General features: G+C 72.2%; 12 protein-coding genes and 1 tRNA gene. 9 read left to right on the forward strand and 4 right to left on the reverse strand.

Features of this window, described 5'->3' with window-relative positions:
• Positions 1 to 53: 53 nt before the first annotated feature.
• Positions 54 to 2576, reverse strand: coding sequence for an SUKH-4 family immunity protein (locus ACIGHB_RS27225; protein ID WP_399916560.1), 2523 nt, complete (start codon positions 2574 to 2576; stop codon positions 54 to 56).
• Between the two features lie 7 nt (positions 2577 to 2583).
• The gene (locus ACIGHB_RS27230; RefSeq protein ID WP_360321683.1) at positions 2584 to 3582 is read right to left on the reverse strand and encodes an SMI1/KNR4 family protein; all 999 of its coding nucleotides are present in this window, start codon (positions 3580 to 3582) and stop codon (positions 2584 to 2586) included.
• 319 nt (positions 3583 to 3901) lie between these two features.
• On the opposite strand from ACIGHB_RS27230, the gene ACIGHB_RS27235 reads away from it, so the two are divergent.
• Positions 3902 to 4411 (forward strand): YwqJ-related putative deaminase, encoded by a 510-nt coding sequence (locus ACIGHB_RS27235; RefSeq protein ID WP_360321686.1) that lies wholly within the window; start codon positions 3902 to 3904, stop codon positions 4409 to 4411.
• A gap of 9 nt (positions 4412 to 4420) precedes the next feature.
• The gene (locus ACIGHB_RS27240; protein ID WP_360321689.1) at positions 4421 to 4903 is read left to right on the forward strand and encodes an SUKH-3 domain-containing protein; all 483 of its coding nucleotides are present in this window, start codon (positions 4421 to 4423) and stop codon (positions 4901 to 4903) included.
• An 84-nt stretch (positions 4904 to 4987) separates the two neighbouring features.
• On the opposite strand, the gene ACIGHB_RS27245 is transcribed toward ACIGHB_RS27240, so the two are convergent.
• Positions 4988 to 6295 (reverse strand): histidine kinase, encoded by a 1308-nt coding sequence (locus ACIGHB_RS27245; protein ID WP_360321692.1) that lies wholly within the window; start codon positions 6293 to 6295, stop codon positions 4988 to 4990.
• 128 nt (positions 6296 to 6423) lie between these two features.
• On the opposite strand from ACIGHB_RS27245, the gene ACIGHB_RS27250 reads away from it, so the two are divergent.
• From ACIGHB_RS27250 to ACIGHB_RS27280, 7 genes are all read left to right on the forward strand, one after another.
• Positions 6424 to 7245: a hypothetical protein gene (locus ACIGHB_RS27250; protein ID WP_399916563.1), complete on the forward strand. Its 822-nt coding sequence runs from the start codon at positions 6424 to 6426 to the stop codon at positions 7243 to 7245.
• A gap of 65 nt (positions 7246 to 7310) precedes the next feature.
• Positions 7311 to 7382, forward strand: a tRNA-Gln gene (locus ACIGHB_RS27255).
• 121 nt (positions 7383 to 7503) lie between these two features.
• Positions 7504 to 8991, forward strand: a complete 1488-nt coding sequence (glmU, locus tag ACIGHB_RS27260) for a bifunctional UDP-N-acetylglucosamine diphosphorylase/glucosamine-1-phosphate N-acetyltransferase GlmU (RefSeq protein ID WP_399916565.1) — start codon at positions 7504 to 7506, stop codon at positions 8989 to 8991.
• A gap of 121 nt (positions 8992 to 9112) precedes the next feature.
• Positions 9113 to 10087 (forward strand): ribose-phosphate diphosphokinase, encoded by a 975-nt coding sequence (locus tag ACIGHB_RS27265; RefSeq protein WP_360321695.1) that lies wholly within the window; start codon positions 9113 to 9115, stop codon positions 10085 to 10087.
• Positions 10088 to 10347: 260 nt separating this feature from the next.
• Complete coding sequence (locus ACIGHB_RS27270; protein WP_360321698.1) at positions 10348 to 10941, forward strand: 50S ribosomal protein L25/general stress protein Ctc; 594 nt, start codon at positions 10348 to 10350, stop codon at positions 10939 to 10941.
• A gap of 89 nt (positions 10942 to 11030) precedes the next feature.
• Positions 11031 to 11627 (forward strand): aminoacyl-tRNA hydrolase, encoded by a 597-nt coding sequence (pth, locus tag ACIGHB_RS27275; RefSeq protein WP_399916568.1) that lies wholly within the window; start codon positions 11031 to 11033, stop codon positions 11625 to 11627.
• A gap of 61 nt (positions 11628 to 11688) precedes the next feature.
• Positions 11689 to 12132: a hypothetical protein gene (locus ACIGHB_RS27280; RefSeq protein ID WP_360321704.1), complete on the forward strand. Its 444-nt coding sequence runs from the start codon at positions 11689 to 11691 to the stop codon at positions 12130 to 12132.
• A gap of 60 nt (positions 12133 to 12192) precedes the next feature.
• Here the strand turns inward: ACIGHB_RS27280 and ppc are convergent, their stop codons facing one another.
• Positions 12193 to 14922, reverse strand: coding sequence for a phosphoenolpyruvate carboxylase (gene ppc, locus ACIGHB_RS27285; RefSeq protein ID WP_360312794.1), 2730 nt, complete (start codon positions 14920 to 14922; stop codon positions 12193 to 12195).
• Positions 14923 to 15078: the final 156 nt, after the last annotated feature.

Below are 15078 nucleotides of genomic sequence, written 5' to 3' on the forward strand. Positions count from 1 at the left end.
CCCTTCGTCACATTCCGCGCTGACGCGCCATCAGGAGCGTCACCGTACGGACGTCAGAGCAGACCGTCCCACATCTGCTCCAGCAGCACCGACCACCAGTTCTCCGGCGCCGACAGCGCCGCCGGGTCCAGCATCGCCAGCTGCGCCTGGAAGTCGACCGTCCACCGGCCCGCCTGCTCCGGCGTCAGCCCGAACCGCAGCCGCCACATCCGGCCCAGCAGGGCCATCGAACGGGTGAACTCCGGCAGCCCCGTGTTGACGAACTGCGGCGGCACCGACGCCCCGCCCGGACCCGCCTCCACCGGCACCGCCACGATGTGCGCGGTCCCGTACTGGACGCAGATGGCCCGGCCGAAGTCCGAACCCAGCACCAGGTACGAGCTCGCGTCCGGCGCCGCCTGCACCTGCCGCTGCTGCGCCAGCTCCGCCAGCGTCGGCACCACCGGCATGGCCGGCTGCGCCCAGAAGAACGGCCCGAAGTCCGCCGGCAGCCCCGCCCACATGAGCGTCACTGCCACCAGCTCCGGCACCCCCTGACGGGACACCGCCCGCTGGTCGAACCGGAGGATCCCCGGCCCGAACGCGCCCGCCAGCTCCTGCGCCACGCCCTCCGGCGGAACCGGCGGCGCCGGCTGCACCTGCGGCAGCGGAGCCCGCACCGGCGCCGGACGCGCCGGACCGTCCGCCACCTGGTGCAACTCGCCCTGGTGCGTGAGGAGCTGACGCATCCCCTGCTGACGGGCCGCGTGGTCCCCGCCGTACGGGGCGATGCTGGTGATCCGCGCCTGCGGCCACGTCTCGCGGATCATCCGCGCGCAGTACCCGCCGGGCAGCTCACAGGAGCCCAGCTCCGTGTGGAGCTCCAGCACGTGCTGCGGCGGCACACCGAGCCCGCGCAGCTCGTGCAGGATCTGCCACTCCGGATGCGGGGTGCCCGGCGCCGAACGCCGGATGATCTGCTGCTCCGAACCGTCCGGCGCCCGGTACCGCAGCACCGCCTGGTACCCGGGGCCGACCGTCGGCACCCCGGCCGGCGGCTGCTGCGGATACCCGTACGCGGGAGCCGGAGCCGGAGCCGGAGCGGGAACCGGTGCCGAGACGGGGGCGGGCGCCGGACCCGGCGGAGGCGGCGGCGCGCCAGGACCCGACGGACCGGGCTGGGCCAGCATCGTCGGCGCGTGCTCGATCCCGTGCGCCGGCGTCCCCGGACCACCGGGAGCGCCCGGAGCGCCCGGAGCGCCCGGCGGCGGAGGCGGCGGAGGCGGCGCGGCCGGACCGCCACCGGGACCGGCCGGCCCCGGGTGCGCCAGCATCGTCGCCGCGTGGTGCACCGGCTGCGGAGGCGTCACCGGCCCCGGCGGCGCCGGCGGCGGAGGCGTACCGGGCTGCCCCGGCGCCCCCGGCTGCGCGGGAACCTGACCCGGCGGCACGGGCGGCGGCGTCTGCGCCACCAGCTGCGTCGGTACGTACGCGGGCGCCGGCGCGCCCGGCGCCGCACCCGCCCCGCCCGACGTCGCACCCGGCACCCCCGGCGGAGGCGGCGGCGCCACCGGCCCGCGGGCCGGCTTCTTCGGCGGCAGCGTCGCCTTGCTCGTCGCCGCGTCCGCGATGTCCCCCGCCCCCGGCACCGACGGCGGAGCCGCCGGAGGAGGCGGCGTCGCACCCGGCGCCACCGGCGGCGGCGTCGCACCCGGCGGCGGCGCGGCCGGGTCCAGACGCGGCGCCACGGCCGTCTTCGGCAGCGCGCTCCCGCCCTGCATCAGCGCCGTCGGCGCGTCCGCGCCCACGACCGGCTCCGGCGCGTCCTCGTCGTCGGCGCCCGACAGCGGCGGCGCGAACACCGTCGCCGGCAGCGGCACACCCTCCACCCCGCCGGAACTGGCGTTGGCGTCCGCCCACGGACTGCCCGGAGACGACGAAGAAGCAGACGAAGAAGCGGACGACGAGGACGACGACGAGGACGACGGGACATCGGACAGCGGCGTCGCCGCCGCCGGGGTGTCCGACCCCGCCGACGACACCGAACGCCCCTCCGACGCACCCGACTCCGCCGAGGAGACCGAGGACATCGAGGACACCGACGCCCCCGGCCCCGGCACCCCGCCGACCTCGGAACCGGCCAGGGAGTCCCCGCCGGCGCCATCGGCCCCGGAGTCCCCCTCGCTCCGCTCCTCCTGCGACGCGTTCGGCCGCTGCGGCAGACCGATCTTGTCCGCCGCGTCCTGCAGCCACTCCGGCGGACTCAGCAGGAACGACGTCTGATTCAGATCGATCCGCGCCGGCGGAACGGCCGGCGCGGACGGCGCCGCCTCCTCCGCGACCCCGTACTCCTCCTCGTACCGCCGGATCACCTCACCCACCGGCAGCCCCGGCCACAACGTGGCCTCGCCCGAATCCCGCGCGATCACCAGCCGCTGCCGGCCCGTGTCCGCCGTCGGACCGCCCTCGCGGTCCTCGGCCCACACCACGAAACCCAGACCGAACTCCCGCACCCGCACCTCCTGGTGCTGATACGGAGGCACGTCACCGTTGATCCACTCCTCGGCGCGCTCCTGCGCCTGCGCGAACGTCACCACAGCCGGCTCACCCTCCCACCGGGGCCACGGGCACGGCGCGCGCGAAGCCGCCGTCCACCATCAGGTTCGCGACCGTCTCCAGCTCCGGCGGATTACCCGCGAGCCGCAGCAGAAACGCGTCGAAGTCCACACCACAGGGCATCAGCAACCGCTCCACCCGCTCGTCCACCGACCACCCCGCGGCCTCCTCGCCGGAGTCCCGCACGTCGTCGTACGCGCAGAACCACACCGAGCCGACCCCGGCGCCCCGCACCTTCACCGCCACCAGACCACCCTGCACGAACGCCACCCCGAGGTAGTCCTTCGTCAGATGGTCCCGCAGACACTTGTTCACATAGACGAGGTCGTTGATCCCCGCCTCCTCGCGCACCGTGAAGAACGGCTGGTCCACCAGCAGACCCAGCTCCGCGTCCAGCGCCGCGCCCACCGGAGCGCAGCCGCCCGCCGCCTTCAGGAACGAGCGGTACGCCCCCGGCAGCCGGTACCCGAGATCCTCCTCGACGCCCAGCAGCTGCTGCTCCGACACCGCCACCCGGCCCTTCGGCAACCCGAAGTGCGCCGGACGCGTCTCCTGCAACGGCCGCGTACCCCGCTTCGCGTGATCCACCGCCGCCGTCGCCACCCCACCGTGGTGCCGCAGCAGCGCCTTCACCTCCACCGGCACCAGTTCGAGCCGGCGCGACCCCGCCACGTGATGCCACGTCCACCCGTGCGGCGTCGCCACCGACGGAATCGTGTCCCACAGCTCATGACCGGTCGCCGCCATCGCCGCGTTCGCCGACACGTAGTCCGTCAGCCGCAGCTCATCGACACCAAAACCCTCCGGAGGCTCCGCGATCTCCGCCGCCGCACGCGCGTACGGCGAGAAGTCCGGAAACCCCCGCTCGTCCACCCGCACCCCGCGCGGATGCCGCGAAGCCCGCACCGGATCCGGGAAACGCACGACCTGCCCGGCATAGGCCGCGTTCGGAGGCGCGGTGGACTGCCCGAGCCGACCTGTCGTCATGGCGGTTGCCCCCTGCATGGCGTCACTCGCTGCTACTGCTAGCCCTCGCTAGCTCCTGCTGCCGGACGCCACCGCACGCGGCCACGCCCGACCGATCCCGCACAGCCTATGCGCTGCCACAAGACCACGAACCGGCCCACGCCCCCACCCACCCGCCCCACACACCCACCGTCACCAACCGTCACGAACCCATGACAGGCCGACCACGGCTCCGCCACACCACCACGCCGAAACCCGCACCCAGCTTCCCCATATGGCTCCCTATTTGGCAGGCTGTGCACCGCAACTCGGGGGATTGCAGGAGGGGAAGACCAGCACCATGTACACCAGCACCACGCCCACGCAGGGTGACCCACGCCTCAACTGGAGCAGTGACACCGACAACGGCCACGCCCCCTTACTGCTCCACCGCCGCGACGGCATCCTCCCCGCCGTCGGCGCCGCCCTCTCCGTCCGCGGCGAAACCCTCACCTGCACCGCGGGACGCGGAGACGTCCCGCCCGTCCTGCACGCCCTCGTCCAGGACTTCCTCGACACCCTCACCAGCGGCCAGCGGGAACGCTTCACCGGACGCTGCCCCGAAGCCATCCTGCTCTCCCGGCACCTCACCGCCACCGAGACCAACCGCTCCAAGCGCGCCCAGCGCAAACCCCTCACCCCCGGCGAAGCCCGGCGCAGCCTCAAACACGCCAAGATCACCGCACGCCGCATCCGCGAGGACGGCGACCCCCTCCACGGCAGCTACGCCGCGCCCTGCCGCTCCTGCGCCGCGCTCCTCGACCACTTCGGCGTCCGCACCGTCGACCCCACGCCCGACCGGAACGGCTGACCCCACCCCATGTCCGACACCACCCGCTTCCCCGTCAACGTCGACGCCGCCCTCCGCGACGCCGGCTGGCAACCCGGACGCTGGGACATCAAACTCGCCGAGGAATGGGCCGACACCCTCCGCGCCCACGTCTCCCCCGCCGGCCACCGGCACAGCGTCTTCCCCGCCGTCGTCGAAGCCTGGGCCGAATTCGGCGGCCTCCACCTCACCGCCCCCGGTCACGGACGCCAGATAGCGCCCGCCACCCTCCGCTTCGACCCGCTCGCCGGGCTCCACCTCGCCCGTACCCTCGCGGACCTCGGGCGCGCCCTCGGCACCGAACTCGCCCCCCTCGGCGAGGAGGGCGACCACCAGGCCGTCCTCGCCATGGACACCGAAGGCCGCGTCTACAGCCTCGACCACGCCGGCGACTGGTACCTCGGCCGCGACATCGACACGGCCCTCGCCACCCTCGTCACCGGCACCCAGCCCACCCGCCTCACCGCGGGCTGACCCTCACCGCGGGAGGCCCCCACCGCGGGAGGCCCCCACGGCGGGAAGCCCCCACCGCGTGAGGCCCTCCCCGCGGGCCGACCCTCACCGCTCCCCCACGGGGATCACCGCGGACACCTTGAAACCGCCCACGTCCGTCGGCCCCGACACGAACGCCCCGCCCAGGCGCACCACCCGCTCCCTCATCCCCACCAGCCCGTTCCCCCCGCTCGGCAGACCCGCGTCCGCCGCCCCCTCGACCGACGGACCGTTCTCCACCTGCATCGCCACCTCGGCCCCCCGATGCGCCACCCGCACCACCACCTCCGCACCCGGGGCGTGCTTGTGCACATTCGTCAACGCCTCCTGCACCACCCGGTACGCCGTCCGCCCCACCTCCACCGGATACGCCCCCGACTCCCCCAGCTCCACCAGCTCCACCACGGCCCCCGCCAGCCGCGACTGCTCGCACAGCTCCTCCAGCGCGCCCAGCCCGGGCCCCTCCTCCGAAGCCGCCGCCTCCGCGGCCGCCGCCGCGGCCCGCCCCACCGCCGCCAACGGCACCGCCTCGGCCGCCGCCGGAACCGCCTCCTCCCGCAGCACCCCCAGCATCTCCCGCAGCTCCGTCAACGCCTGCCGGCCCATGTCACCCACCAGCGCCGCGTTCCTCACCGCCTTCTGCGGATCCTTCAGCGCCACCGCCTGCAACGCCGCCGCGTGCACCACCATCAGCGACACCCGGTGCGCCACCACGTCGTGCATCTCCCGCGCGATCCGCCGCCGCTCCTCCTGCCGCGCCCACTGCGCCCGCTGCTCCGCCCGGTCCGCGAGCAGCGACAGCTCCTGCTCCAGCGAGTCCGCCCGCTCCCGCAGGCTCTCCATCAGCCGCCGCCGCGCCCCTATATAGAGCCCGGACAGCACCGGGGGCGCGTTCAGCCCCAAGGTCATCAGCAACGCCATCAGCGGCACGTACCAGGCACTCGGATCGAAGTCGTCCGCCTGCGCGGCGATGTCCCGCCGCAGCTCCACGGCGGTCACCACGAACACCGCGACGGTCGCCATGCCGGCCAGCACCGCCGTGAACCGCCGCGGCACCTCCGAGGCCGCGAGCGTGTACAGCCCGACGAACCCCATCAGGTAGCCCATCTCGGCCGGCGCCACCGCGATCGACACCAGCACCACCGCGATCGGCCACCGCCGCCGCACCAGCAGCACCGACCCCACCAACAGGCCGAACAAGCCCCCCAGCGCCTCCGGAGCCCCGGCCCTCCCCGCGAACAGCACCCCCTCGACGGCACACTCCACCGCCGACACCAGGGCCAGCCCGACATCCAGCACGGCGCTCCGCCGCCGCGTCCACCACCACATGGTCCGCGCGCCCGGCGCGTCCCGATCTGCCCCCGTTGCGGTCATGCCCCCACCCTACGGTCGCACCCCCACGAAATCCGAGGAGCGTCAACGCTCCGCACACCCGTCCCTCGAACTGTTGAATCGCCCGAGTTTTCGACCCGACCGTCCGCATAACGGACGACGCTCATTCCATGACCGCAGAACCGAACCGCTACGCGGACTTCGAGACCCTCCGCACCCAGGCGGTGACCCTCCGCCGCGAGGGTCTCAGCCTCCGCCAGATCCGCGACCGCCTGAAGATCTTCAACAACGACCTGCTTCACCGTCTGGTCAAGGGCGAACCCCCACCGGAGTGGACCAAGCGCCCCCGCGCCAAGGACGACCTCCGCGCCCGCGCCCGCGAGCTCCGCCTCCAGGGCATGACGTACGACCAGATCCAGGTCGAACTGGGCTGCTCGAAGAGTTCGATCTCGCTGTGGGTACGCGACCTGCCGAAGCCGGAGCCGCGCTACACGGACGAGGAACGCCGGGCCCGGATGAACGCCGGGCTGGCCCGCTTGCGCCTCGCACAGGACAAGGAGCGGGAGGAGACCAAGCGCCTCGCCCGAGAGTCCATCGGCGCCCTGTCGGACCGGGAACTGTTCATCGCCGGAGTCGCGCTCTACTGGGCCGAGGGCGCGAAGGACAAGCCGTACAGCCGGCGCGAGTCCCTCCACTTCATCAACAGCGATCCCCACGTCATCTGCCTCTATCTGCGATGGCTGGACCTCCTGGGCATGCCCCGTGACCGCCTGCGCTTCCGCGTCAGCATCCACGAGACCGCCGACGTGGCGGAGGCCGAGAGGTTCTGGGCGGACCTGGCCGGAGTCGACAGTTCGACATTCCAGACGGCCACGCTCAAGCGCCACAACCCGCGGACGACCCGGAAGAACACGTCCGACGCCTACCGAGGGTGCCTGATTGTCTACGCGACAGGCAGCGCGGAGCTGTACCGTCGCATGGAAGGGGCCTAGTACGGCATAGTGGAGGCCGCCAGGGCTCAGGACTGACGAAATGTCCGTTCTGGCCCGATAAATTATCCCCTGTGGTGTAATCGGCAGCACTGGGACCTTTGGAGTCCTATGTCCAGGTTCGAGTCCTGGCGGGGGAGCCTCGACGCGTAAACATTCATCCGGGCCCTGACCTCCCAGGTCAGGGCCCTTCCTCATGGCCGCCCCCCAACCCCCCGGTATCCTTCGTGCGTCCACCACCTAACGCCGAAGGGCCTATCCGTGAGCGCCAACCGCCCCCAAGTTCTCGGCTCCGCTCAAACAGGGGGGACCCCCCTGGCGGCCGTCGTCGTCCTCGCAGCGGGTGAGGGCACCCGCATGAAGTCCAAGACCCCCAAGGTGCTGCACGAGATCGCCGGGCGTTCGCTCGTCGGGCACGTCGTGTCCGCCGCGCGCGAGCTGGAGCCCGAGCACCTCGTCGTGGTCGTGGGGCACGCGCGGGAGCGGGTGCGGGGGCACCTGGAGGAGGCGTACCCGGGGACCCGTACCGCCGTGCAGGAGGAGCAGAACGGCACCGGGCACGCGGTGCGGATGGCGCTGGAGGAGTTGGGCGCGGCGCCCGAGGGGACCGTGGTCGTCGTCTGCGGCGACACCCCGCTGCTGTCCGGCGCGACGCTGCGGGCGCTGGCCGAGACGCACGCCGGCGACGGCAACGCGGTGACCGTGCTGACCGCCGAGGTACCGGACTCGACCGGGTACGGGCGGATCGTGCGGGACCTGGCGACCGGGGCCGTGACCGCGATCGTCGAGCACAAGGACGCCTCTCCGGGGCAGCTGGACATCAAGGAGATCAACTCCGGGGTGTTCGCGTTCGACGGCGCGCTGCTCGCGGAGGCGATCAAGCAGCTGCGGACGGACAACAGCCAGGGCGAGGAGTACCTCACCGACGTGCTGTCGATCCTGCGCGAGGCGGGGCACCGGGTCGGCGCGTCCGTCGCGGCGGACCACCGGGAGATCCTGGGGATCAACAACCGGGTGCAGCTGGCGGAGGCGCGCACGCTGCTGAACCAGCGGCTGCTCCACGCGGCGATGACGGCGGGCGTGACCGTGGTCGACCCGTCGTCCGTGCTGGTGGACGTGACGGTGACGTTCGAGCCGGACGCGGTGATCCACCCGGGTACGCAGCTGCTGGGCGCGACGCACATCGGCGAGGACGCCGAGGTCGGCCCGAACACGCGGCTGACGGACACGACGGTGGGCCGGGGCGCCCGGGTGGACAACGCGGTGGCGTTCTCCGCGGTGATCGGCGACGGCGCGTCCGTGGGGCCGTTCGCGTACCTGCGTCCGGGGACGCGGCTGGGCGCGAAGGCGAAGGCCGGCACGTACGTCGAGATGAAGAACGCGACGCTGGGCGAGGGCACCAAGGTCCCCCATCTGTCGTACGTGGGTGACGCGACGATCGGCGAGTACACGAACATCGGCGCGGCGAGCGTCTTCGTGAACTACGACGGCGAGGCGAAGCACCACACGACGATCGGGTCGCACTGCCGGACCGGTTCGGACAACATGTTTGTGGCTCCCATCACGATCGGGGACGGGGTCTACACGGCCGCCGGGTCCGTGATCACGAAGGACGTGCCGGCGGGCGCGCTGGCCGTGGCGCGGGGCCAGCAGCGGAATATCGAGGGCTGGGTCGCCCGGAAGCGGCCCGGCAGCGCTGCCGCGCAGGCCGCCGAGGCGGCTTCGGAGGGGTCCGCCGGCGAAAGCTGACCGGAAACAGGTACGTCGAACGAGGCGTACCGTGATACGTGCACACAAATTCGGCTGGTTCGCACACGCGCTCGGGAGCGCGGGTCTTGCGGCCAGAGAACACGTCTGAGGAGACAGTGCTGTGACCGGGATCAAGACGACCGGCGAGAAGAAGCTGATGCTCTTCTCCGGCCGCGCCCACCCCGAGCTGGCCGAGGAGGTCGCGCACCAGCTGGGTGTCGGTCTCGTTCCGACCAAGGCGTTCGACTTCGCCAACGGTGAGATCTACGTCCGCTTCCAGGAGTCGGCGCGCGGCGCGGACTGCTTCCTGATCCAGAGCCACACGGCTCCGATCAACAAGTGGATCATGGAGCAGCTGATCATGATCGATGCTCTGAAGCGGGCCTCGGCCCGGAGCATCACCGTGATCGTGCCGTCGTACGGCTACGCGCGCCAGGACAAGAAGCACCGTGGTCGTGAGCCGATCTCGGCCCGCCTCGTGGCGGACCTGATGAAGACGGCCGGCGCGGACCGGATCCTGACCGTGGACCTGCACACGGACCAGATCCAGGGCTTCTTCGACGGCCCGGTGGACCACCTGTCGGCGCTGCGGGTGCTGGCGGACTACGTGGGCGGCAAGGTCGACCGTTCGAAGCTGACGATCGTGTCCCCGGACGCGGGCCGGGTGCGGGTCGCCGACCGCTGGTGCGACCTGCTGGACGCGCCGCTGGCGATCGTGCACAAGCGCCGTGACAAGGACGTCGCCAACCAGGTGACCGTCCACGAGGTCGTCGGTGACGTGAAGGGCCGCGTCTGCGTCCTGGTGGACGACATGGTCGACACGGGCGGCACGATCTGCGCGGCGGCCGAGGCGCTGTTCGCGCACGGTGCCGAGGACGTGATCGTGACGGCGACGCACGGCATCCTGTCGGGTCCTGCGGCCGACCGCCTGAAGAACTCGAAGGTGAGCGAGTTCGTGTTCACGGACACGCTGCCGGTGCCGGGTTCGCTGGAGCTGGACAAGATCACGGTGCTGTCGATCGCGCCGACGATCGCGCGCGCGGTGCGCGAGGTGTTCGAGGACGGTTCGGTGACGAGCCTCTTCGAGGAGCACTGAGCCGTACCGGTACGTCGTGCCGAGGGCCGTCTTCCCCGTTCGGGGGAGGCGGCCCTCGGGCGTTTCCCCTCCGCTCCCGGCACGGTGATCCATTTGAGGGGCCGGGGGCGGCCGGGTAGACTGCTGAGGTTGCTCGGCGAGGGAGGCCGTACCCGTTCAGGGTCGGCGCTCCGTTATCGACGCGCTCTTCGCAGCAGGCCATCGCCAGTCGGCGGCCGGGTGACAGTCGCAACCGTCACCACCACTACGAGGAGTGCCACATGTCCGAGGTGAAGCTCACCGCCGCCGTCCGCACCGAGTTCGGCAAGGGCGCCGCCCGCAAGATCCGCCGCGCCGCCGCCGTTCCGGCCGTTCTCTACGGTCACGGCACGGACCCGGTCCACCTGACGCTGCCGGCCCACGACACCGCGATGGCGCTGCGTACCCCGAACGTCCTGCTGTCCCTGGACATCGAGGGCAAGGGCTCCGAGCTGGCCATCCCGAAGGCCGCCCAGCGCGACCCGCTGAAGGGCAGCCTGGAGCACGTCGACCTCCTCCTCGTGAAGCGCGGCGAGAAGGTCACCGTCGAGATCGTCGTCGAGACCGAGGGCGACCTGGCCCCGGGCGCCTTCCTGGTCGAGAACGTGCTGAACACGCTCGCCGTCGAGGCCGAGGCCACCCACATCCCGGAGTCCGTCACGGTCTCCATCGAGGGTCTGTCCGCCGGTGACTCGATCCACGCCAAGGACGTCGCGCTGCCGAAGGGCACCACCCTGGTGACGGACCCCGAGGCCGTCGTCATCCAGATCCTGGCCGCCCAGGCCGAGGAGCCGGCCGCGGAGTCCGCCGAGGGCGACGAGTCCGCCGAGGGCTGAGCCGTAGGCTCTTGTCCGACGTGACGGGGTGACGGGCCGCACGGCCCGTCACCCCGTTTTCTCATTCCTGTGATCAAGGAGAGTGGGCCATGACCGACGACGCGAACGCGCCCTGGCTGATCGTCGGCCTGGGCAACCCGGGGCCGGAGTACGCGGGCAACCGCCACAACATCGGCTTCATGGTGGTGGATCTGCTGGCGGAGCGGATCGGCGGGAAGTTCAAGCGCGCGCAGAAGGCGCAGGCGCAGGTCGTCGAGGGCCGGCTGGGGCCGATGGGGCCGGCGAACCGGCGGGTGGTGCTGGCGAAGCCGATGTCGTACATGAACCTGTCCGGCGGGCCGGTGACGGCGCTGCGGGACTTCTACAAGGTGCCGACCGCGCACGTGCTGGCGATCCACGACGAGCTCGACATCGACTACCCGACGCTGCGGCTGAAGCTGGGCGGCGGGGACAACGGGCACAACGGCCTGAAGTCGATGACGAAGTCGATGGGACCCGACTACCACCGGGTGCGGTGCGGGATCGGGCGTCCGCCGGGCCGGATGCAGGTGGCGGACTTCGTGCTGAAGGACTTCTCGTCGACGGAGCGCAAGGAGCTGGACTGGTTCGTGGACCGGTCGGCGGACGCGGTGGAGTGCCTGGTGACGGAGGGGCTGGAGCGCGCGCAGTCGGCGTACAACTCCTGAGCGGCCTGCGTCCCCCTCCTGAGCGCCGCCTTTCGGCCGTACGACTGTACGATCGCGGGTCATGACGCACGTCCGGAACGCCGCCATGGTCCTCGTCGCCGTCCTGCTCGTCGTGGCGGGGGTGTGGGCGTCGTGGGCCTCGGCGCAGCACGTGCTGCTGGCGAAGGGGCGCGAGCACGGGACGCTGACGGTGACGGGGTGCACCGACGAGCGGTGCAGTGGCGCGTACGCGCCGGAGGACACGCGCTCCCCGCGCCGGACGCTGACGATCGGGCGGTCGGTGGCGGCGGGTCCCGGTTCGGTGATCCCGGTGGTGGTGAAGCCGGGTACGGACGAGGGGGTCCGTACGGGCTGGGGCGGCGGACTGCACGCGTGGCTGCCGCTGGGCGGGGCGCTGGTGCTGGCGGCGCCGCTGCTGGCGGGGGGTCTGCGGCTGCGGCGGACGGCCTGGTCGCTGGCGGGCGCGGGCGGTGCGCTGCTGGTGGCGGTGTTCGTGACGCTGTGAGCGACGTGAGAGTGCCCCCACGGGTTTCCCGTGGGGGCACTCTCGTGTGTGCGGGGGGGGTCAGCCGGTGTTGCGGAGGCCGGCGGCGACGCCGTTGACGGTGAGGAGCAGGGCCCGTGCGAGCAGCGGGTCCGGGTCCTCGCCCGCCTCGGCGGCGGCGCGCTGGCGGGCGATGAGGGCGACCTGGAGGTAGGAGATCGGGTCCAGGTAGGCGTCGCGGATGGCGAAGGTCTGCTGGAGGGCCGGGTGGGAGTCGAGCAGCTTCTCGCCGCCGGTGACCTTGAGGACCTCCTCCACGGTGAGCGCGTGCTCGGCCTCGATCGTGTCGAAGACGTGCTTGAGCTCGTCCGGGACGAGGGTGTCGACGTAGTGGCGGGCGATCCGCAGGTCGGTCTTCGCGAGCGTCATCTCCACGTTGGAGAGGAAGTTGCGGAAGAAGTGCCAGCGCTCGTGCATCTCGCCGAGGACGGCGTCGAGGCCGGCCTCGCGCAGGGCCTTGAGGCCGGAGCCGACGCCGAACCAGCCGGGGACGATCTGGCGGGACTGGGTCCAGCCGAAGACCCAGGGGATGGCGCGCAGGCCGTCGAGCGAGACGCCCGAGCCGGGGCGGCGGGCGGGCCGCGAGCCCAGGTGCAGGTCGGCGAGCTGGTCGACCGGCGTGGAGGCGAGGAAGTACGTCGGCAGGTCGGGGTCCTCGACGAAGGCCCGGTAGGCCGCGTGGGCGGCTTCGGAGACGACGTCCATGGCCGCGTCCCAGCGGGCGAGTGCCTCGTCGGACTGGCGGGGCGCGGTGTGCAGGGCGGATGCCTGGAGGGTGGCCGCGACGGTCAGCTCCAGGTTCTCCCGGGCCAGCGACGGGATGAGGTACTTGTCGGAGATGACCTCGCCCTGCTCGGTGACCTTGATCTCGCCCTCCAGGGTGCCCCAGGGCTGGGCGAGGATGGCGTCGTGGGAGGGGCCGCCGCCGCGGCCGACGGTGCCGCCGCGGCCGTGGAAGAGGCGGAGGCGGACGCCGTAGCGGTGGGCGACGTCGCGCAGGCGCCGCTGGGCGCGGTGGATCTCCCACTGGGAGGTGGTGATGCCGCCGAACTTGGAGGAGTCGGAGTAGCCGAGCATGACCTCCTGGACGTCGCCGCGGAGTGCGACGAGGCGCCGGTAGGAGGGGTCGGCGAGCATGTCGTTGAGGATGACGTCGGCGGCGCGGAGCTCGTCGGTGGTCTCCAGGAGCGGGACGATGCCGATCTTGGCCCAGCCGGCGTGCAGGTCGATCAGGCCGGCCTCGCGGGCGAGGACGGTGGCGGCGAAGACGTCGTCGGCGCCCTGGCACATCGAGATGATGTAGGACTCGATGACTTCGGGGCCGAAGCGCTCGAAGGCTTCCTTGATGGTGTGGAAGACGCCGAGGGTCTTCTGGCCCGCGGCGTCGAGGGGGGCCGGGGTGGGGGCGAGGGGGCGGCGGGAGCGGAGTTCCTTGGCGAGGAGCTTCTGCCGGTAGTCGCGGGGCATGTCGGCGTAGCGCCAGGACTCCTCGCCGAGGCGGTCGAAGAGCTGGCCGAGGGCGTGGTGGTGGGCGTCGGCGTGTTCGCGGACGTCCATGGTGGCGAGCTGGAGGCCGAAGGCGGCGAGGGTGCGGATGGTGCGGTCCATGCGCCCGTCGGCGAAGAGCCCGCCGCGGTGCTCGCGCAGGGAGGTCTGGATGAGGGTCAGGTCGTGGATCAGCTCGGCGGTGCCGAGGTAGTCGCGGCCGTCCTGGTGGGGGGTGCCGTGGGCGAGGCGTTCGCGGGTGTTGAGGAGCTTCTGGCGGACGCAGGTGGCCTTGAGGCGGTAGGGCTCCTCGGCGTTGAGGCGCTTGTAGCGGGGGCTGATCTCGGGGAGGAGGTCCAGGTCGCGCTGGAGGGAGTCCAGGAGTTCCTGGGTGGCTCCGGTGTAGCGGATGGAGTTGGAGAGCAGTCCGCGGAGGAAGTCGATGAGCTCCAGGGCGTCGGTGATGCCGTGCTCGTGCTGGAGGATCAGGACGTCCCAGGTGACCTGGGGGGTGACGTTGGGGTTGCCGTCGCGGTCGCCGCCGATCCAGGTGCCGAAGGTGAGCGGGCGGGTGCCGGAGGGCAGCTCGAAGCCGACGCGCTCCAGCTCGGCGGCGAGGTCCTCCAGGACGTCGCCGACGGCGCCCGCGTGCAGCTCGTCGAGGTAGTAGATGGCGTTGCGGGCTTCGTCGGCGGGCTCCGGGCGGACGACGCGGAGTTCGTCGGTCTGCCAGATGAGGTCGATGTTCTCGGCGAGCCGGAGGTCGTGGCGGCGCCGGTCGGCCTCGATGACCGGGGTCTCCAGGAGGGCGCCGATGCGGCGGAGCTTGTTGAGGACGGAGCGGCGGGCGGCCTCGGTGGGGTGCGCGGTGAAGACGGGGCGCACGTTGAGGTGCTTGACCGTCTCGCGTACGTGGGCGGGGTCGCCGTCCTTGAGCATGTCGGCGGTGCGGGCCAGGAGGCCGCCCTCGGCGGCGCGCTTCTCCCGGAGCTCCCGGCCGCGGTGGACCTGCTCGGTGACGTTGGCGAGGTGGAAGTAGGTGGAGAAGGCGCGGACGAGCTTGGCGGCGGTCTCCAGCTCGACGCCGCGGAGCAGCTCGGCCGCGGCGTCGCCGTCCTCTCGGGTGAGGCGGCGGACCTTCTCGACGAGGTCGAGGAGGTCGTGGCCTTCCTGGCGCACGAGGGTCTCGCCGAGGAGATCGCCCAGTCGGCGGATGTCGGCGCGCAGCTCGGCGTTGGTGGTGGGAGTCTGGTCGGCACTGCTCACAGGTGCGGCTCCTTGCAGTGTTCAAGCACGTCTGGAGGGTTCTGGAGGCTTGCGGACCGCGCTGTCCGACGCTCCCAGGATAGGTGTCCATTCCCTGGACGTCGGGCAGCCCCCCGCTTGTGCCCTCTTGCCGCGTGCCGCCGCGCTGACATACTT

This window comes from Streptomyces sp. NPDC085460, from assembly GCF_044541975.1.
Lineage (GTDB): Bacteria > Actinomycetota > Actinomycetes > Streptomycetales > Streptomycetaceae > Streptomyces.